General features: G+C 60.0%; 15 protein-coding genes and 1 tRNA gene. 9 read left to right on the forward strand and 7 right to left on the reverse strand.

Features of this window, described 5'->3' with window-relative positions:
* Nucleotides 1–92: 92 nt before the first annotated feature.
* Nucleotides 93–1142, forward strand: a complete 1050-nt coding sequence (locus tag BRA49_RS01160; protein WP_292382706.1) for a glucose 1-dehydrogenase — start codon at nucleotides 93–95, stop codon at nucleotides 1140–1142.
* Between the two features lie 40 nt (nucleotides 1143–1182).
* Complete coding sequence (locus tag BRA49_RS01165) at nucleotides 1183–1842, forward strand: cyclase family protein (RefSeq protein WP_292382707.1); 660 nt, start codon at nucleotides 1183–1185, stop codon at nucleotides 1840–1842.
* 54 nt (nucleotides 1843–1896) lie between these two features.
* Here BRA49_RS01165 and BRA49_RS01170 read toward each other — a convergent pair whose 3' ends face one another.
* Nucleotides 1897–3384 carry an MFS transporter gene (locus BRA49_RS01170; RefSeq protein WP_292382709.1) on the reverse strand — a complete coding sequence of 496 codons (1488 nt, stop codon included), beginning with the start codon at nucleotides 3382–3384 and terminating at the stop codon, nucleotides 1897–1899.
* 319 nt (nucleotides 3385–3703) lie between these two features.
* Here BRA49_RS01170 and BRA49_RS01175 point away from each other — a divergent pair, with 319 nt between their 5' ends.
* From BRA49_RS01175 to BRA49_RS01205, 7 genes are all read left to right on the forward strand, one after another.
* Entirely contained in the window at nucleotides 3704–6451 is a 2748-nt protein-coding gene (locus tag BRA49_RS01175; protein ID WP_292382710.1) for an MGH1-like glycoside hydrolase domain-containing protein, read from the forward strand.
* Nucleotides 6452–6554: 103 nt separating this feature from the next.
* A complete protein-coding gene (locus tag BRA49_RS01180; RefSeq protein ID WP_292382712.1) occupies nucleotides 6555–7106 on the forward strand; it encodes an HdeD family acid-resistance protein in 552 nt (183 codons plus the stop codon).
* Nucleotides 7107–7320: 214 nt separating this feature from the next.
* Nucleotides 7321–7737: a hypothetical protein gene (locus BRA49_RS01185; protein ID WP_292382714.1), complete on the forward strand. Its 417-nt coding sequence runs from the start codon at nucleotides 7321–7323 to the stop codon at nucleotides 7735–7737.
* Nucleotides 7738–7876: 139 nt separating this feature from the next.
* Complete coding sequence (locus BRA49_RS01190) at nucleotides 7877–8554, forward strand: TMEM175 family protein (RefSeq protein WP_292382715.1); 678 nt, start codon at nucleotides 7877–7879, stop codon at nucleotides 8552–8554.
* 73 nt (nucleotides 8555–8627) lie between these two features.
* The gene (locus BRA49_RS01195; RefSeq protein WP_292382716.1) at nucleotides 8628–9962 is read left to right on the forward strand and encodes an anaerobic sulfatase maturase; all 1335 of its coding nucleotides are present in this window, start codon (nucleotides 8628–8630) and stop codon (nucleotides 9960–9962) included.
* Between the two features lie 99 nt (nucleotides 9963–10061).
* Nucleotides 10062–12410, forward strand: a complete 2349-nt coding sequence (locus BRA49_RS01200; RefSeq protein WP_292382717.1) for an arylsulfatase — start codon at nucleotides 10062–10064, stop codon at nucleotides 12408–12410.
* A gap of 115 nt (nucleotides 12411–12525) precedes the next feature.
* On the forward strand, nucleotides 12526–12708 hold the full coding sequence (locus tag BRA49_RS01205) for a hypothetical protein (RefSeq protein ID WP_292382720.1): 183 nt from the start codon (nucleotides 12526–12528) through the stop codon (nucleotides 12706–12708).
* 72 nt (nucleotides 12709–12780) lie between these two features.
* Here BRA49_RS01205 and BRA49_RS01210 read toward each other — a convergent pair whose 3' ends face one another.
* The 6 genes from BRA49_RS01210 to BRA49_RS01235 form a co-directional block, all read right to left on the reverse strand.
* Entirely contained in the window at nucleotides 12781–13260 is a 480-nt protein-coding gene (locus BRA49_RS01210; RefSeq protein ID WP_292382721.1) for a hypothetical protein, read from the reverse strand.
* A 251-nt stretch (nucleotides 13261–13511) separates the two neighbouring features.
* On the reverse strand, nucleotides 13512–14543 hold the full coding sequence (locus tag BRA49_RS01215; protein ID WP_292382723.1) for a hypothetical protein: 1032 nt from the start codon (nucleotides 14541–14543) through the stop codon (nucleotides 13512–13514).
* 906 nt (nucleotides 14544–15449) lie between these two features.
* Nucleotides 15450–17780 carry an ATP-binding protein gene (locus BRA49_RS01220; RefSeq protein WP_292382725.1) on the reverse strand — a complete coding sequence of 777 codons (2331 nt, stop codon included), beginning with the start codon at nucleotides 17778–17780 and terminating at the stop codon, nucleotides 15450–15452.
* Nucleotides 17781–18529: 749 nt separating this feature from the next.
* Nucleotides 18530–18670: a hypothetical protein gene (locus BRA49_RS01225; RefSeq protein WP_292382726.1), complete on the reverse strand. Its 141-nt coding sequence runs from the start codon at nucleotides 18668–18670 to the stop codon at nucleotides 18530–18532.
* Nucleotides 18671–18962: 292 nt separating this feature from the next.
* A tRNA-Thr gene (locus BRA49_RS01230) sits at nucleotides 18963–19034 on the reverse strand.
* A gap of 73 nt (nucleotides 19035–19107) precedes the next feature.
* Nucleotides 19108–19404 (reverse strand): DUF3467 domain-containing protein, encoded by a 297-nt coding sequence (locus BRA49_RS01235; RefSeq protein ID WP_292382728.1) that lies wholly within the window; start codon nucleotides 19402–19404, stop codon nucleotides 19108–19110.
* Nucleotides 19405–19407 lie beyond the last annotated feature (3 nt).

The following is a 19407-nucleotide window of genomic DNA, read 5'->3' on the forward strand; positions in this document are numbered from 1 at the left end:
TAGCCGGGAGGAAGCACGGCAGTATCAGGAGAGGCTTCGATTCCGGGGGCCTTCCCCTCCTGGACGCGGGATAGAGGCCCTGAGGTGAAAAGATGAAAGCGATTACTGTTGAACCGAAAAAACCAGGGACCGCACGGCTGGAGGACGTCCCCGAACCGGATATGCGGGACGGCTCGGTGCTCGTGGAAGCGATCGCCGTCGGCGTCTGCGGGACCGATGCCGAGATCGTAGCGGGAAAATACGGTTGGGCGCCTCCGGGCAAATCGCGGCTCGTTCTGGGGCACGAGTCGCTCGGCCGCGTCATCGATCCCGGACCGAGGTCGGGGCTGAAAGCCGGGGATCTGGTGGTGGGAATCGTCCGGCGCCCCGACCCGGTCCCCTGCCCGAACTGTGCGGTCGGGGAGTGGGATATGTGCGCCAACGGCCTCTACACTGAACGCGGCATCAAGGAGATCGACGGGTTCATGTCCGAGCGGTGGAGGATCGAACCCGAGTACGCGATGAAAGTAGACCCCGATCTCGGGATCCTCGGCGTCCTCCTTGAGCCGACGACGGTCGTCGCGAAAGCCTGGGAGATGGTGCGGGAGGTCGGCCAGCGTTCGTTCTGGGAACCGGAGAATGCACTCATAACCGGCGCGGGGCCCGTCGGCCTTCTCGCGGCCCTCATCGGCGTGCTGGCAGGACTGGATGTCCATGTCTATGATCGCAATACGTCGGGTCCCAAGCCCGAGGCCGTCAGGGCTCTCGGAGCGACGTATCACTCGAAATCCGTCGCGGACGTCGGCTTCGAACCGGACATCATCATCGAGTGCACCGGTGTCGGGCAGGTCATCGCCCGGACCATTCACCAGGTGGCACCCGGCGGCGTCATCTGCCTCACGGGTGTCGGCGGGGGTGGCGAGCCACCTACGACGCCCACGGCTGACTCCGCCGCGGCGGCGGTGCTCCGGAACATCGCCATCGTGGGTACTGTGAATGCCAACAAGCGGCACTGGTACAAGGCCGGCAGAGCCCTGGCCCATGCCGACCGGGCGTGGCTGGCACGCCTCATTACACGACGGGAAAGGCCGGAGAATTTTCAGGATGCCCTCGTGCGAAGACCCGGCGACATCAAGGTCATCGTCCAGTTTGCCGCGATCTGACCGGGGAGTCCTGCATCACGCCATGAGAAGGGAGGATATGATGGTTTCAGATTGGATCGACGTTTCGGTCACGCTGAAGACCGGGATGGTCACCTGGCCCGGGGACCCGCCGGTCAGGATCAGTCATGCACTGAGCATGGAGCGGGGCGACCCGAGCACGGTGTCGCTCCTCGAGATGGGTGCCCATACCGGCACCCACATGGATGCCCCCGCACACTTCGTCCGCGGCGGCACCGGGATCGGCGACATCCCGCTGGACGCGAGCATCGGTCCGGCGCGGGTCATCCCCATCCGTGACCGCACGTCCATCGAACCCGGCGAGCTGGAGGGGCATGCCATCCGGCCCGGCGAGCGGGTCCTCTTCAGGACCCACAACTCGGAGCACTGCTGGGATACCGGCGCATTCGTCGAAGACTTCGTGTACGTCTCGGAAGCAGCGGCCGAATACCTCGCCGGGCGGCAGGTGCGGCTGGTCGGCGTGGACTACCTCTCTGTCGGTGGTTTCCATGCGGACGGGGTGAAGATTCACCGGACCCTGCTCAATGCCGGGATCTGGATCATCGAGGGGCTGAACCTGAAGGAGGTGTCGCCGGGCCCGGTAGACCTGGTCTGCCTGCCGCTGAAGATCCTCGGCGGCGACGGTGCCCCGGCACGGGCACTCGTTCGCCCTCATAATCCGTCGGCCGGAAAGGGACGGTGAAGAGAGCCGCTGTATACCAGGACGGGCAGGAGTACCGGGCGCAGTACCTGCCGGTCAGGCCGGGCCGGGCCCGGGCTCCGGGGCCGGGGGCACCGGCGTCGCGGGCAGCAGGAACGCGGCTGCAAGACCTCCAACCGCAAACACCACCAGAACTACCAGCGCGAGGGCATAGCCCAGGTTCCCCTCAACAAGGCTGGAGACGATGACGGTTCCCGCAATGGCCACGCCGAGCGAGGAGCCCAGGTTCGAGACGCTGCGCGAGAGGCCCGATATCTCCCCCTGGTCCTCTTCGGGAAAGGCGGACTGGACGACGGTGACCGAGGAGGTCAGCATCACCCCGACGCCGAAACCGACCAGAAAGAGACCCGGCACGAAGGTAAGGACGTTCGAGGTCTCCCGCACCAGCAGCAGCAGGAGGAGGATGCCGGCCACCGTCACGACAAAGCCCCGCCGGATCAGCAGCGCCTGGGGACGCCTCCGTGCCAGCCTCCCTGCGGCCATCGAGGAGAGCAGAACACCGATCGTGGCCGGCGTGAGGATCAGGCCGGTCTCGATCGCGCTGTAGCCCCGCACCGTCTGCAGGTAGACGGAGACCACGAAGGAGAGGCCCACCAGGACCAGCCACTGGATGTTCTGCGTGATGAGGCCGAGGTTTGACGTGCGGTTCTTAAACAGCCTGGTGGAGAGCAGAGGCTCCTTGCCCGCCCGTTCCCTGGCCCGGATATGCCGGAAGAAGAGGGCGAGTAAGACCACACCGATGAGCACGAAGATCCATACCGGGGAGATGCCGCCCTCGCGGATCACGACCGTATTGCCGATGACGAAATCCTGGCCGGCCCTGACCCAGCCGTAGGTCGAGGCCTGCAGGATGCCGACCACGATGAAGAAGAGTCCCGCCGCCGAGAGGATGGTTCCGACGATGTCAAAGGCGGTTTTCTCGCCCTGCACGCCCGGGTCGACGATCTTCCTGCTCTGGATGATGACTATCCCGACGACGAGGGCCTGCACGACAAAGGCGGCGCGCCAGCTGATCGTGGTGGTGATGATCCCGCCGATCAGCGGGCCTGCCGCCGCCCCGATGCCGCCCGCCGCGCTGATCGCGCCGAAGGCCCGGGCGCGTGAGGTGAGGTCGGGATAAAAGATCGTTGCGAGGATGTATACCGGCGGGATCAGCAGCGCGGTCCCGATGCCTTCGAGGAGCGAGTAGCCGAGGATCAGGACCCCGAGCCCCGGCGCCGCTGCCGCTACCAGTGCTCCCACCCCGTAGACCATGAGGCCCCGCCTGAAGAGGTAGGTGCGGCCCAGGATGTCCGTCAGCTTGCTGCCGGGGATCATCAGGGCCGCCATCGTGAGCGTAAAGACGGCGATGGTCGTCTGGACGCCGCCGACGGTCGTCCCCAGGTCGGTGGCAATGTCGTTTATGGCCACGTTCATGTTCGAGGTGGCGTAGCTGCAGATGAACTGGGCGAGCGCAAGCGGCAGGAGCACCCCCTGCGGGGTTGCTGCCGGCGTCCGGAGAGCCGGATCTGCGGAAGTATTCATGATCTCAGCCCTTGAATCGATTCCGTCAGGTGACGGTGGCATATATTAACCTAACTGCCCGGCGCCGGTACGGGCAGCGTGGCCTCCGTACGGGAAAACAGGAGGGTCGGGATGGCGCCAGCGGCAAGGGCCTCTTGTGGTCCGCCTGCCGTAGCGGTCAGGGTGCATTCCCGCCGCTGCATCGGCAGGCCACGCCCCGTGAGCCGGGACCGCCGGTTCTCCCGGATACACGGGACGAGGCGCTGCAAGGTGCCATTGGGGCAACCCGGATTTTGATTCCTCGAAAAATATATTATCTGACGGATAGTCTGACTCGCGCATGACACCTGTGACGTTTGTGCCCGGCACGGCCGAGGGGCAACGGCTGCTCGAGATCCGCAGCAGCCGTATCCCCTGGCGGCGGTGGGGGCCCTACCTGAGCGAACGGCAGTGGGGAACGGTGAGGGAGGACTACGGGTGGGATGGCAATTCCTGGGCCTACTTCACGCACGACCAGGCCCGGTCCCGCGCCTACCGGTGGGGGGAGGACGGGATTGCGGGCATCTCCGACGACTCCCAGCTCCTCTGTTTTGCGCTCGCCCTCTGGAACGGTGCCGACCCCATCCTCAAAGAACGGCTCTTCGGCCTTACGAACGCCGAGGGAAACCACGGCGAGGACGTGAAGGAGTACTACTACTACCTCGACAACACCCCGTCGCACGCCTACATGAAGTACCTCTACCGGTACCCGCAGGCCGCGTTCCCATACAACGACCTCGTCGAGACCAACCGCCAGCGCAACCGGTATGACCTGGAGTACGAGCTCATCGATACCGGGATATTCGACGGCGACCGCTACTTCGACGTCTTTGTGGAGTACGCGAAGGCGTCCCCGGAGGATATCCTGGTGCAGATCACCGTCCATAACCGCGGCCCGGAGGAGGCGTCCCTCCACGTGCTCCCTACCCTCTGGTTCCGCAACACCTGGGAGCAGGGCGGCAAGAGGCCGTCCCTCCGGAGGGCGGAGGGTCCACCGGGGACCGGCGTGATCGCGGCCGATCACCCCGCTCTCGGACAGCGGTATCTCTCCTGCGAGGGCGCCCCCGAACTTCTCTTCACCGAGAACGAGACCAACACGGAGCGTCTCTTCGGCACCCCGAACGCCTCGCCGTTCGCCAAAGACGGCATCAACGACTGCATCGTTTCGGGGCGGGCCGATGCCGTGAACCCGGAGGGGTCCGGGACCAAAGCTTCCGCACACTACCGGTTGACCCTCGCTCCGGGGGAGGCGCAGACGATACGGCTGCGGCTGAACCAGGCCCCGCCCTCGGAGGAGAGCCCTCTCTTCGGGAGCGCCTTTGAGAGCGTGTTCGCAGAGCGAATGCAGGAGGCGGACGCATTCTACGAGAACATCACCCCGCCGTCGGTCGGCCCCGATGCGGCGAACGTGATGCGGCAGGCGCTTGCCGGCATGCTCTGGACGAAGCAGTACTACCTCTACGAGGTCGACCGCTGGCTGAATGGGCACGATCCCGGCCAGCGGTCCTCGCTCAGGAACAACTCCTGGTTCCACATGGTGAACGCCGACATCATATCCATGCCCGACAAGTGGGAGTACCCCTGGTATGCGGCATGGGACCTGGCGTTCCATACCCTCGCCCTTGCCATGGTGGACCCGGACTTTGCCAAGAACCAGCTCGACCTGATGCTGCGCGAGCGGTACCTGCACCCGAACGGCCAGATTCCGGCCTATGAATGGAATTTTTCCGACGTCAACCCCCCCGTGCACGCCTGGGCCGCCCTCTTCATCTACCGCACGGAGAAAGAGATCCTGGGCGCCGGGGACGTGCAGTTCCTGGGGAGGATGTTTCAGAAACTGCTGATGAACTTCACCTGGTGGGTGAACCGCAAGGACCGCACCGGCCAGAACGTCTTTGAGGGTGGGTTCCTCGGCCTCGACAACATCGGGGTCTTTGACCGGAGCGCACCCCTGCCCACGGGGGGTTACCTGGAGCAGGCCGACGGGACGGCGTGGATGGCCCTCTTTGCCCAGACGATGCTGGAGATCGCCTCCGAACTCGCCGTCCACGATCCGGTCTACCAGGAGATGGCGACCAAGTTCTTCGAGCACTTCGTCTGGATCGCCTCGGCGATGAACAGCATGGGCGAGGGCCTCGATGGGATGTGGGACGAAGAGGACGGCTTCTATTATGATCTCCTCCGCCTGCCCGACGGCAGCGCGACACGTCTCAAGGTGCGGTCCCTGGTGGGGCTGCTGCCGCTTGCTGCAAGCACGGTCTTTACCCGGGAGATGATCGAGCAGATGCCGGAGTTCATAGAGCGGGCCAGGTGGTTCAGGCAGTATCATGAGCGCATGACGTCCACGATCGCGAACGCCGGCCGGCCCGGCGTCGGAGGACGGCTCCTCCTCTCGCTCCTCACCGAGGAGAAGCTGCGAAGGGTCCTCGCAAGGATGCTGGACGAGAACGAGTTCCTGAGCGATTACGGGATCCGGTCCCTTTCGTGGGCACACCTGAACAATCCCTATATCTTTTACCAGGACGGGCAGGAATACAGGGTTGATTACCTGCCGGCCGACTCCAACTCGGCCATGTTCGGCGGGAACTCCAACTGGCGGGGGCCGATCTGGTTCCCGATGAACGTCATGCTGATCCGGGCGCTGTTAAACCTCTACGCCTACTACGGGGACGACTTTACTGTGGAATGCCCGACCGGGTCGGGGAACCGGATGAACCTCTTTGAGGTGAGCAAGGAGATAGGACGGCGCCTGACCCGGATCTTCCTCCGCGATGAGAGCGATCGGCGCCCGGTCTTCGGCTACACTAAAAAGTTCCAGGACGACCCCAACTGGCGCGACTACCTCCTCTTCTACGAGTACTTCCACGGCGACAACGGTGCCGGCGTGGGCGCCAGCCACCAGACCGGGTGGACGGGGCTCGTCGCCCGGATCATCCAGATCTCCGGGTATATGACCCCCGAACAGGTGCTGGGGGAGGGAGCGCGGAGGCTCGTCTACAGGAAGAAGGGCTCTTCTCCCCGGCCGGTAGAAGGGCCTGCTGCCCGATAACGGATGCACCGGCCCGGTGGAGTACCGCTCACTCCGCCGGGCCGGGTGGCCGGGGGGCAGATACCTCTATATGGTGGTAGCGTGCTCTCCGCACGGTGTTGTTATGGTTAACACGCAGTTCGGTGCCGGCACCTATGAGTCCGGCGCTGCTCTGGCCCCGTCACGCTGGCTCGTGCTGCTGCTCGGCGTTATCGCGGTCATCTTTGGCGTTCTCTTCTTCATCTACCCCATCCAGACGCTGACGCTCCTCGTCACGTTCCTCGGCTTCTACTGGCTCTTCAACGGTATCGTCGCGCTCATCGGCCTGTTTACGGATAGAACGGGCCGGGGCTGGAAGTTGCTGGTCGGTATCCTCGGTATCCTTGCAGGAATCCTCGTCCTCACCTATCCCCTCTATAGCGCCATCCTCGTCCCGACCGTCTTTGCCCTCATCATCGGCGTGGAGGGGCTGATCATCGGGGCGGTCTACATGGCGCAGGGGTTCTCCGGTCCCGGGTGGGGAACGGGGATCCTCGGCATCCTGAGCATCATCTTCGGCCTGGTCCTGATCGCAAACCCGCTCGTCGCGGCTGTCGGCCTGGTGCTGCTCCTTGCGGGGCTCGCCATCGTCGGGGGCATCACGGCGATCGTCGTTTCGTTCCGGTTGCCGGGGTGACCGGAGGGAGGGGCAGGATAGCATCCCGGGCGTGGAGGTACGACCTCCCCCCTCTTTGCTCGTAACGATGGGTATCTGCCGCTGTTTTCCCCGGTATGCGGGAATACGGGAGAACCGTTGCGTAACACCCGGTTCGCCGCAATGCATTGGGATAATTTTATATAACTGCTATTATCATTCGGCTCCGGGCAGTCATCCTGCCCGGGAGATAGGCATGAAGAAAACGGGAGTACTCTCGATCTTGCTGATCCTCATCCTGGCCTGTGCCGGTGCCGGATGTGTCCAGCCGTCTGAGGAGGAGGCGGAGGCGCAGCTCTGCCAGGACCTCGAAGAACTCAGAGTGGCGCTTGAGAGCATGGAGAACACGAGCCTGAGGACTTCAGTGGGAGATATTCGGGAGGGACGGGACCAGGTCCGGTCCGCCATGGAGAGTGTCAGGGAATCCGCAGGAGAGCTCGCCAACATCCGGGTCGACGATCTCAACGCGGCCTATGATAACCTCAATCAGGCCGTAGAGGACCTTCCCGACGATGTGACCGTCATCGAAGCCATCCAGGCCATCCGCCCGCAGGTACAGGCCGTCCGGGAGGAACAGCAGAGCCTTTATGATGACCTGAACTGCACGGCGTAGTGAGCGCTTCGGGAATTGAGGTGAGATCCGGTGGGTATCGAAAGGGGTGGTCGATTCCCATACCCGCCGGGCACACATCCCGGGTCGTATCGTTCTCATGCGAACGCTCACGTTCCTGCCGGCGCGGAGGTGAGGAATGATGGCCGCCCGCGATGAGAGTCCGAAGACGTCCGATCGAGATCGCCTGACCGACATGCTTCCTGCCGACCGGCTGAGTGCGTTTGCCGATGGAGTCTTTGCCATCGTCATCACCCTGCTCGTCCTCGAAATTCCCGTGCCGGAAGCCACCGATGACCTGCTGCGGGCGCTTCTTGAGACGTGGCCCGACTTCCTCGCCTACATCATCAGTTTCGCATTTATCGGCGGGTTCTGGATCACGCATATGTCCATTACCCGGATGACAGCACACGAAAACGGCGTTACAGTCCGCATGACGCTCGTGATGCTCTTCTTCGTCTCTCTGCTCCCGTTCTCCACGAGCCTGATGGCCACGCACCTCATCGGGCCGGGCTCGCGGCTGGCGGTGTTCATCTACGGGCTGGACCTGTTCCTCGCGTCGCTCATGCTGAACAGGATCATGAATTACCTTGTCCGGCGTCCGGAACTCCTCATCGACAGTTTTGGAGACACGGATCTCCGGGGTCTGGAGCACCGGCGGCGATACGGCATCGTGCTCGATGGAATCGGGGTGCTGCTCGCACTGTTCCTGCCCCGGGTGGCAATCGCAATATACATCTCCGTGGCGATCTACTTCGTTCTCCAGCCTCTGTTCTTCGGGAGAACCCTCACGCAGTCTTTGAAAAAGGAGGGAGCATGAGAGCACTGCCCGCAGAGGAAACACTGCTTTGTCGGGAGGCGTTCGTACGCAATTCGCACCTGTATCGGAAGGGATGGTCGACTACGCCGGAACCAGGCCTATCTCCGGTCTTCAACGCCTCCGGCCGGTGCAGCGGGAACGGGGCCGGCCGATGAGCGGGTCCGGCGAGGGGGCGCCCCCCGCCTTCCACGTCATGGCAAAACCGACCGGCGCACGGTGCAATCTCGACTGTGCCTACTGTTTCTACAGAAAGAAAGAGCACCTGTACCCGGATAGCAGTTTTCGGATGAGCGATGAGGTGATGGAGGAGTTCGTCCGCCAGACCATCGCAGGGCACGCGGTGCCCCTCGTGACGATCGCCTGGCAGGGGGGAGAACCGACCCTGATAGGGCTCGAGTTCTTCCGGCGGGCGGTGGCGGTCCAGAAGAGGTATGCAAGACCTGGAACTCGCATCGAGAACACCTTCCAGACGAACGGCATCCTCCTCGACGGCGAATGGTGCCGGTTCTTCCACGACAACAACTTCCTGGTCGGCCTCTCGATGGACGGCCCCGGGGAGCTCCACGACGTCTACCGGAGGGACCGGCAGGGACGGGGCACGTTTGACCGGGTGTTCAACGCCGCCCGCCTGCTCCGGAAGCATCATGTCGAGTTCAACATCCTCTGTGCGGTGAACAGGACGAACGCCGACCACCCCCTCGAGGTCTACCGGTTCTTCCGCGACGAACTCTCTGCACCGTATATCCAGTTCATCCCCATCGTCGAGCGGGAGGAAGAAGGGAACGCGGTCACCGGCCGGTCCGTCCGGCCGGATCAATGGGGTCGGTTCCTGGTCGCGATCTTCGATGAGTGGGTCGGGCGCGACGTCGGCCGGATGTTTGTCCTGAACTTCGACTGGGCGCTCGCGGGCTGGCTCGGCATGGCCGGGACGGTCTGCGTCTTCGCCCCGACCTGCGGCCTTGGCGTGGCGCTCGAGCACAACGGCGACCTCTACTCCTGCGACCACTTCGTCGAGCCGGGCCACCTCCTCGGCAACATCATCACGACACCGCTCGCTGAGCTCGTCGCCTCGAAGGCGCAACGGCGGTTCGGGACGGCCAAGCGCGACACGCTCCCCCGGTACTGCCGGGAATGTAACTTCCTCGCCGTCTGCAACGGCGAATGCCCGAAGAACCGGTTCATCGAGGCGCCGGACGGCGAGGGGGGCTTGAACTACCTCTGCGATGGTTACCGGACCTTCTTCTCCCACGCCGACCGCCCGATGCGGATGATGGCCGACCTGCTCCGGCGGGGGCGGCCCGCGGGCGAGGTGATGCCGATGCTCGCGGCAAAGGTGGGCCGGAACGAGCCCTGCCCCTGCGGGAGCGGTTTGAAGTATAAGAGATGCTGCGGGCGCACGAGCCGTTAACGTAGCGGCAGGTCGTCACCAGGATATTCGATGACAACTATATAAACGACAAGATATCTTGCGGAACCCTGTTCACCAATTTCGATGGGGGGAGAAGGTATGCCTGAAGAGTGGAAGGGTGTCGTCAATGTCGATGTCCGGGACTCCGTTGCCGACTGGACACCGTATGAAGAACCAAAGGCGCCTGAGGGTGCCCCGAACGTCCTGATGATCGTCCTCGACGACGTCGGGTTCTCGGCCATCTCCTGTTACGGCGGGCTGATAGATACACCGAACATCGATCGCCTGGCGGCAAACGGCTTATTATACACGCAGTGGCACACGACAGCGCTCTGCTCCCCGACCCGCGCCTGCCTGCTGACCGGCAGGAATCATACCACCGTCGGGATGGCCTGCGTCGCAGAAGCGACCACCGGGTTTCCGAACTCAAACGGCCACATCCCGTTCGAGTGCGCCACCCTCGCAGAGGTGCTGGTCGAGCGGGGCTACAACACCTATATGCTCGGCAAATGGCACCTCTGCCCGCAGGACGAGATGCACCTGGCCGCGACCAGGCGAAACTGGCCCATCGGCCGGGGATTCGAACGGTATTACGGATTCCTGGGCGGCGAGACGAACCAGTATTACCCCGCCCTGGTCCACGACAACCACCCGGTCGGACAGCCGGCGATGCCCGAAGATGGCTACCACCTCACCGAAGACCTGACCGATACGGCGATCGCGTTCGTCCGGGACGCGAGGCAGATCGACCCGGCAAAGCCCTTCTTCATGTACTACTGCCCCGGCGCCGCCCACGCCCCGCATCATGTCCCGAAGGCGTGGGCTGATCGCTACAAGGGCAGGTTCGATATGGGCTACGAGCGCTGCCGCGAGAGGGTGCTTGCACGGCAGAAGCAGATGGGGATCGTCCCGGAGAATACGGAACTGCCGCCGATCAACCCCATCGGCACGCCGGAGGCAAGGACGGGTCCCGACGGACAGCCATACCCGGAACTGGACGCCGTCAAACCATGGGACTCGCTCTCAGGTGCGGAGAAGAGCCTTTTTGCCCGGATGGCCGAGGTCTACGCCGGGTTCCTCTCCCACACCGACGCCCAGATCGGCCGGCTCATCGGCTTCCTCGAAGAGAGCGGCGAACTTGAGAACACCCTGATCGTGCTCGTCTCCGACAACGGTGCCAGCGCCGAGGGCGGGCCGAACGGCTCGGTCAACGAGAACAGGTTTTTTAACGGCATTCCGGACTCTCTCGAAGAGAACCTGCAGTTTATCGACGACCTCGGGAGCGAGAAGACATACAACCATTACTGCTCGGGCTGGGCGATGGCGTTCAACACCCCGTTCAAGATGTGGAAGCGCTACTGTTACGCCGGCGGCATCGCCGACCCCTGCATCATCCACTGGCCGCGGGGCATTCGGACAACGGGGGAGATGCGCCACCAGTACCACCATGCCGTCGACATCGCGCCCACCATCCTGGAATGTATCGGTATCCCGATGCCCGATACCGTGAAGGGCTACGCCCAGTGGCCTGTTGAGGGCGTCAGCATGCGCTATACCTTCGAGAAGGGCGATGCGTCCACAGAGCGGCATACCCAGTTCTACTCCATGCTCGGTTCCCGCGGGATCTGGCACGATGGCTGGAAGGCGGTCACCACGCACCCGGCGATGGCCGGATGGGGCCACTTCGCCGAAGATACCTGGGAGCTCTACCATACCGGGGACGATCGCTCGGAGACACATAATCTGGCCGACGAGCACCCGCGTAAACTCTTTGAGATGATCGCCCTCTGGTGGCACGAGGCCGGGAAGTACCGGGGGCTGCCGCTCGAAGATCGCACCGCTCCGGAAGTCCTGACCAGCCCCCGGCCCCGGCCCGCGCCGCAACGCAACCTCTTCGTCTACTATCCGAAGACCGCGCCGGTCCCCGAAGGCGTGGCGGCGAACATCCGCAACCGGTCCTACACCATCACCGCCGACGTCGAGATCCCGGATGGCGGTGCAGAAGGAGTCCTCTTCGCCCTCGGGGGCCGATTCGGGGGCCACGCCCTCTACGTCAGGGATAACCGGCCCCGATACGTCTACAACTTCGTCGGTACCGAGCAGGTGGTCGCGTCGGACGCCGGACTCCCTGCCGGCAGGGTCACGCTCTCCGTTGCGTTCACGAAGGAGAGCGAGGAGCCGGAGGGCACCGCACACGGGACGCTCGCGATCTCCGTCAACGGCCGGAAAGTGGGTGAGGGACGGATCAGGACCCAGCCCGCGTACTTTGGTATCGCCGGCGGCGGGCTTTCCGTCGGACTGGACCCGGGCGATCCCGTGACCGGCGACTATCCCGGCGAGCGGCCGTGGGCGTTCACCGGGACGGTCCGCAGGATCGTGGTGGACGTCGCCGGAGAACCGTATACCGACCTCGAAAGAGAAGCGGCCGCGATGATGGCGCGGGAGTAGCGGGCCATTCAGTGAGGGGAAGAAAACGATGGCGGCACCGGAATACCTCACCAGTTATCGTTCCGCTCTCCCAGGATACCCGTGCAGGCGAGAGAACGACAGGAGGTGGTGAGCGGTGATCAATATCAAGCGGCAGTACATCGTAACCGACAACGACAGAAAGATCGGGGTCGTTCTTGACATTGAGACCTTCGAGAAGATCGAGGAACTTCTCGAAGACTGCGGACTCGCGCTCTTGATGGAAGAGGTCGAGGAGGAAGAATCCCTCTCGCTCAATGAGGCGCTCTCCGCGAGGTGAGGATAAAATACCCTCCCCAAATGGTTCTCATAGCTTTTCGAGGAATGACTCCACCTCATTGAGCCTGTCTCTTCACAGCACCGACATGAAATCCTCGCAGACCTGCCGAATGGTTTTCTCATCCATCCGTTCGTATTTTTCCCGGGCATCGTCCAACCCCGGCAATCTCTCGATGCATTCCTTCAGGAAGCGATGACAGTTCAGCATCTCGCCGAGGTGTTCAAGATCGAGATCATGCCCACCGTGCTCAGGATCCAGTAGAGCCAGAACGTCTGCATTGTCTTTGACGAGTTTCGAGTATTCCCACTCGGGATCGGGCGACCTCCCCTGTTCGTAGCGGAACGAGCGGTCCCATACGGCTTTCAGCTTCATAATCAGGAGCGCCCCGCGTGTCGGGATGGCCATCCGGATGTTGCCCCTGATAGACGTGATGACAGTGTGATCATCAAGGAAGTCAAGCGCAAGTTCTCCCCGGCCACCCTCGAACGGATCACGGCGTTCTCTTGAATAGAAGTCAAGGATAACGGTTTCTGCTCCCGATCCTTTCTCCACAGTCGTATGGTGAGTATATCGCCTGTAATGAAATCCCCCGCGATGAACCAGATGATGCATCAGGCTTCGGCGGGTTGCTGTTGGTGACAGAGTCGATGTCGACGGAACCGACATACGGGTTGTATGCATCGACAGCCCACCCCCCGATAAGGCTCGTCATCGGAGTGGGCTAATCTTCTTCGCGTTCGTTGACCCAGGCGACGATCTCCCGGAGCTCGGCGAGAGAGCGCTCAATGACTTCCGGACCCCGGTCATAGAGCGTCATACATCTCCACCATCGCTTTCGTGAGATCCATCGCGCTGTACCCGAATCCTGCAAGGTCGAGCAGGCTCTGTGCAGGAGATACGACGGTGATGCCCTCCTTCTGCCGCGTGTCGGTATAGACATCCCTGTCCGGCGCGTAGATCCATGCCCGAATGCTGCTCCGGTCGGGCTCGTAGGAGGATGTTTTGAAGAACTCAGTGAAGAGATCGAGGTTTTTCTTATCGAGGTAAAGGTAGACCGCATCCTGGCGAACTGCATATCCAGTATAGAGCCCGCCGGCAGTGTAGCCGGTGAAGGCGAACGGTACGTTCTGTTCGGAGAGCATTGAGGAGATGTCCTTCGCTGCCGGAATCGAATCGCTGAAAGAGACCGGGATCTCGGCGATGCTCAGGTTCTTCATCGGCCGCTCCCAGGCGATGCCGTTCAGAAGTTTTTTCAAATCGCTGATCTGGACGTAACTGTCGTTCTTCTTCGCGATGTTCTGGCTTATGAGCATCTCGACGGTTTTGTGCGCCCAGCCGTAGGAAACCCCTTCTTTCAGCGCCAGCTGCCGGATGGATGTGCTCTTCTCTTTGAGCAGGCGGGAGACGATCTTCCAGGATTTTTCGGAAGTGATCCTGCTCTTCGACGGCTTGAACTCGGATTGAAGGGGCGGACCGAGTGTCCGGGGGAGTTTGATCACCCGGATGCCGACCTCCCGTGCGAGCTGCTCTTCCCGTGGGCGAATGGTTCTGGCGGCGATAACCAGCTCGACCGGGTGCCAATTGGATCTCCGGCGATACCAGAGTTCCCGTAAGAGCTGCATTCGGCCAATCGTGTCGATCGACGTAACGTTCGATTTTACCTCGACGAAGTAGAGCCGATCGCCGTCTTTGAAGACGATATCCGGCTGCAACGGCAACTCAATCTCCATTGCTTGATATAGAACTGCAACATCGTCGGCTCTTGCGTCGGGCGAGAGACCGAGCGCCTCCCGGATGAACGCGACGACTTCCGGGGACTGATCAATCGAGGTCACAATTATCACTGTATCATGATACCCATTTTATATATCAGTGATATGTATCGGTAAACTATGATATATCTATAAAGGTATCAGTGATATGTATCGGCGGCCAGAGATCGTGAATACCGGTTTACCCCTTCTTCGCGGCTGCAAAGCCGGCGAGAAGCACTCCGAGGACGCAGGGAGCCCGAGGACCGGTGCTGAGCCCCGTCGGCGGGGAGTCAATGGGGTAGTAACCGGCTGCGGGGAAGTGCGGCATGAACGCGATACCGGGGAGGGACAGCATGCCGGTGTCGTTGGCCGTGGGCTTTCGGAAGAGGGATGGGGGGTCATCCGTTTTTTGGATTGTTTGTTGGTCATGGTGAACCTGGATTCACTCCAAAACCAGAAAACTCAGAGAGATTCAAATTGCCATTCCTGACGCCCTCACTCGCTCGCTGCACTCGCTTCGTGGCGCTGTTCCCGCTCGCCGCTCGCATCTCCGGCTGCGCCGGGCAGGCGCATATGATTCAGCAATGTCTAGATACTCCCATTTTCGGCCGAATTTGCAGAAAAAACCCTCCTCACAGAAGCCCTCAGACAGCCGATATCGAGCAGACCCGTAGTTAAATCCCGCAAGAATTACTCTCGCTCATATGACCGATATGGTCCTCCGACCCCGCTGTCTCCGGCAATCAGGGTGCTATGTGCCAGTTATCCCCGGGCTAAAATCTGGCCTCAAAGGCCGACGCAAAGTCAGACAAGACCACAAATTCGTCCTCATTTAGATGGGTTTGAGGGTGACCCCTGCCTGGATGAGGGCGACGGCAGGGCTGGAGAGTCAGGGCTTCGGGGTGGGAGGATCTGCTGGTCTATCACGATGGAGGATTGCGGCGGGGAGAAGGTTTTGGAACAGAGGGAACCGCTTGAAAACAACCATCAAGTTTGATTTTTATTTGCCTCTAATGCTTCAATACGTTGGAATGTTGAGGGCTCGCCATCTCGATCTACGAGTACCTGCTCGATTGCCAGACTCTGGTTGTAATGGTCCAGCGCCTCATCATGATGATGCGTTTCTTGATACACTGTCCCTATCTGGTAAAGTGCTTTTGCCTCACATTTACGGAATCCAATTTCCTGTGAGATCTCCTGGCACCGGTTGTAGCAGTCCAGCGCCTCGTCATACCGATGCATCCTTTGGAAAACCATTCCTATCTGGCAGAGGGTTAAGGCCTCGCCGTCCCGATATCCAATTTCTCGCTCGATCGCCAGGCATTGATTATAACAGTCAAGTGCCTCATCATATCGTTGCGTTTCCAAATACACCGTCCCTGCTTCAAAGAGAGTTCTAACCACGGTATCAAGGTACCCGATTTTCCTTGCGGCCACTTGGCTCTGCTTGCAACATTCCAGTGCTAGGTCGTATCTGTGCATCGCCCTGTACGCATTTCCCATGCTAAGGAGGCTTAATGCCTCGCCATCAAGATCTCCAATTTCCCGCAAGACCGTCAAACTCTGGTTGAAATAGTCCAGTGCGGTATCGTATTGATGTTCTTCTGCATGCACCGCCCCTATCAGGCGGAGAACTCCCGCCTCGCCTTCTCGGTCACCACATTTCCGCATGATCGCCATGCTTCGGTTGCACTGGTTCAATGCTTCGTCATACTCGCACATCGCATAGTATAGCATCCCCGCCGCATGGAGAGCTCTTGCCTCGCCTACCTGATTCTCAATTTCCTGCCAGACCGCCAAGCTTTGGCTGTAACATTCCAGCGCCTCTGGAAAATGAAATGACATTTGATGAACCATGCCCAAATAATGATGTACTGTTGCCAGTTTTCCCCGCTCATCTAACTGTTCTGCTGAGATCTTTGCCCTGTCCAGCAGCTCGAGAGCGGTTGAGTAATCGTAATGTTCATATAAGTCACTGCCAAGTTTGAAATTGAGATCGAGGGCCTTTTGATAATCTTCTCCTCGGAAAGCATGCTCGGCAAGAGATTGATATGCATGTTGTTTATCAGGTAATCTATCCAGATGTTCCTCAAAACATTTCGCCGCTCTCTTGTGTAATTCAAGTTCCTGAATTTCAGGGAGTTCATATTTGCAGTATTCTCGGAGCGAAGGGTGAGCAAAATCATACTGGCCTCGTTCAACTCGTCTGAACACTATGTCGTTATCCAGATCGGATTGCAGTCGCGCTGCTTCTGTAGGCTGCGTTTCTGTCATACAGACAATAATTCGGAGTGGAATGGGCTGTTTCAAAATACAAATCAAATTCACGCGGTCTCGTGATGATTGATCAAGCCCTGCCAAAAATGATCTTGCAGGGTTTTGGAGTGCTTCCGGCAGAACAGTTCTCAAATTACCAATATCGGGGCTCAAGCCCTTCTTTTGTAACAAATTGAAGCAGGCTATCAGGCTGAACGGGTCGCCGGCATGCTCCTCTAAGCAGCGAGCTGATGAATCAGCAAGAGATATACCGTACCTCCGGGCAGCGAGATCTTTTATTTCTGCAGACTTCAAGCAATAGAGAGAAAGAGTTGTTTGATTCCACCGGTTTAGTTCTCCCACAAGTTCTTCGTACATTTGTTGCGTCCTGTCCTCCCGGCGATACGTCACCAAAAAAGCGATATTGGGGGGTACATTCCGAACCAGATCTTTGAGCAGCCGGAAGTCCAGATCGGAAGACCACTGGACATCATCGAGAAGGATTGCAATGAACCGGTCATATTTCTGCAACTCGGCACTGATATTCCGAAATATCGTGAGATACGAGGTGAGAATCTGGTCATATTCAACCTTTTGAGGTTGGGCGAATGCCCCTGTGAAAGCCCTCACAACTCGAATACCTATCCCGACCGGCTCGGTAATCGACGTGAACGTCTCTAAAAGGTCTAGTGTGGTATTCAGAGACTTAATGACTCCAGTGTTCTCTATAATGTTTTTGAACCAGCCGAATTTTGTATGACCTTTCAGGTCTTTGAGCAAGTCTAAATATACTTTTAGGCCCATTCCGGCCGTTTCGTAAAATTCCTTTATTATTGCGGGGCTTTCCAGCCCATCAGGTTTCTGGATCTCATCGGCGGCCCATCTCAGGAGTGAACTTTTCCCCGAGCCAGAGGCGCCCGATATCAGTATCACCTGTCCGCGATCTTTTACCTGAGAGAGGGTTTTCAGTATCGTCCTCCGCTCTATGAACCTGCCAGAAAACTCCTCCGGTGGGCACGGACTCGGCGGGACTTCAAACCTCCGGACTGCCATTGCCTCCATAATCTTTCACCAATCTGATGCGCGTTAGCGTGGACGAGATCAAAGTCCACGTCAGATCTCGGCCCCCTTCAATTATGCACAGTAGGATAAAGTTTGCCCTACATCCGATGCAGCATCAGGCCATCACATCTCGACTTGATGTCCCGCGATACTGCTTCTCAATCTTCCGCTTCAGCCAGATCCCGTAGAACGGCAGACCCACGGCCGACACTCCGCCGGTCGCTGTCTTCCTCATCGGGGGCCGTGGGGGAACCTCTTCTTTTTCGGGACAGCGTGGGCGGGCGAGTTTCTTTGCTGCCGATGATCGCTGCAGAGTGTCACCCTGCTTGTTCCCGGTTTCCGTCACCGCTGACGCCCTCACTCGCTATCGCTCACATCGTGACGGTACTCTCCGCCCGCTGCTCGCATCTCCAGCTGCGCCGGGCATGCTCGCGGCTGTCAGCCGGGCAGGTGCATATGGTTCAGCAACACTTAAATACCCAAATTTTCGGCCGAATTCACAAAAAAAAGTCTTTTTCACAGAAACCCTCAGATGACAGATCTCTGCGACGGTCAGGGATTCATCCTCCCATAATCAAGTCTTCTTATTCGGCCAATATAAAGGAGGATTGCTCTTATTTCATCAATAAAATGGCATATTATGGCGACTTTCCGAGTCGCTGAAAACAGATGATTTCGACCCGAAATATCGGCAAATCTGGCGTATTTCTGCAACAGAAGAGGTTATTCCCTTCCCCCAGCGCAGGTCCTCACGCCTGCTTCTTCCCCGACCCGGTCCGGCCCATATGGTCCAGAACCTGGTCCCACATGATCAGAAGGCCTAGAATAACCACATATCCGAGCAGCCCGGCGCTGACGAAAATCGCGACGAACAGCACCTCATTCTCCATGGATGCCCACATTCGGAAAAAAAGGAAATCTCTCTAAACTCCCTTCAGGCCAGCGCCGGCACGGTGTCCACCAAGGCCTCAACCGCGGTGCGGATGGCATCCACCCAGTATCTCGAGATCCGGACTGCATTGCAGCTGAAGGTCACGCAGTAGATCTCGCCGCTCGTATCGTGGCACTTCAGCTAGCAGCTGAAGACGGTGTCGATTGTTGGTGCGGCTAAGTTCAGCATGCATTGTGGTCGGAAAAACACCTTACTAGGATTGCCTGAAAGAATTAAACGTGAATAATAGAAGCCGCTGGGGGGACTTGAACCCCCGACCTGCTGATTACGAATCAGCCGCTATACCGCTAAGCCACAGCGGCGACTGCCCTAGAATATTGTACGTCCGGAATTAAAAAGGTATCACCTGCCGGGGGTTCGCCGACCCGGCCCCGTTCAGGAGTACCCCCGGATGGTAACGTTGCCCTCCTGGTGCGGGGCGTTCTCCTGGCCGGCGATCGCCCCGAACTTCTGCTCGTAGTCCGCGACGCTCTTCGCGAGGACCGCGACCAGGTTCTTCGCGTGCCGGGGGCTGATCGAGACGATTGCCTTCCCCCGCGCCTGGTTCATGCCGGGGATCTCGTGCAGGAAGAGGAACGTGAACTCGTCCTCCTTGTAGGCGATCTGGATCCGGTTGGAGTAGACCGGGTCGAGGTCGCTGGGAATGTTGACCGATATCTCGCGGTTTGCCATACC

The sequence above is a fragment of the Methanoculleus sp. UBA430 genome (assembly GCF_002506585.1).
GTDB lineage: Archaea > Halobacteriota > Methanomicrobia > Methanomicrobiales > Methanoculleaceae > Methanoculleus.

Coding starts and splice junctions, on each gene's coding strand:
- BRA49_RS01160 (WP_292382706.1), top strand. CDS start 93: ATGAAAGCGATTACTGTTGAACCGAAAAAACCAGGGACCGCACGGCTG.
- BRA49_RS01165 (WP_292382707.1), top strand. CDS start 1,183: ATGGTTTCAGATTGGATCGACGTTTCGGTCACGCTGAAGACCGGGATG.
- BRA49_RS01170 (WP_292382709.1), bottom strand. CDS start 3,384: ATGAATACTTCCGCAGATCCGGCTCTCCGGACGCCGGCAGCAACCCCG.
- BRA49_RS01175 (WP_292382710.1), top strand. CDS start 3,704: ATGACACCTGTGACGTTTGTGCCCGGCACGGCCGAGGGGCAACGGCTG.
- BRA49_RS01180 (WP_292382712.1), top strand. CDS start 6,555: ATGGTTAACACGCAGTTCGGTGCCGGCACCTATGAGTCCGGCGCTGCT.
- BRA49_RS01185 (WP_292382714.1), top strand. CDS start 7,321: ATGAAGAAAACGGGAGTACTCTCGATCTTGCTGATCCTCATCCTGGCC.
- BRA49_RS01190 (WP_292382715.1), top strand. CDS start 7,877: ATGGCCGCCCGCGATGAGAGTCCGAAGACGTCCGATCGAGATCGCCTG.
- BRA49_RS01195 (WP_292382716.1), top strand. CDS start 8,628: ATGGTCGACTACGCCGGAACCAGGCCTATCTCCGGTCTTCAACGCCTC.
- BRA49_RS01200 (WP_292382717.1), top strand. CDS start 10,062: ATGCCTGAAGAGTGGAAGGGTGTCGTCAATGTCGATGTCCGGGACTCC.
- BRA49_RS01220 (WP_292382725.1), bottom strand. CDS start 17,780: ATGGAGGCAATGGCAGTCCGGAGGTTTGAAGTCCCGCCGAGTCCGTGC.
- BRA49_RS01225 (WP_292382726.1), bottom strand. CDS start 18,670: ATGGAGAATGAGGTGCTGTTCGTCGCGATTTTCGTCAGCGCCGGGCTG.
- BRA49_RS01235 (WP_292382728.1), bottom strand. CDS start 19,404: ATGGCAAACCGCGAGATATCGGTCAACATTCCCAGCGACCTCGACCCG.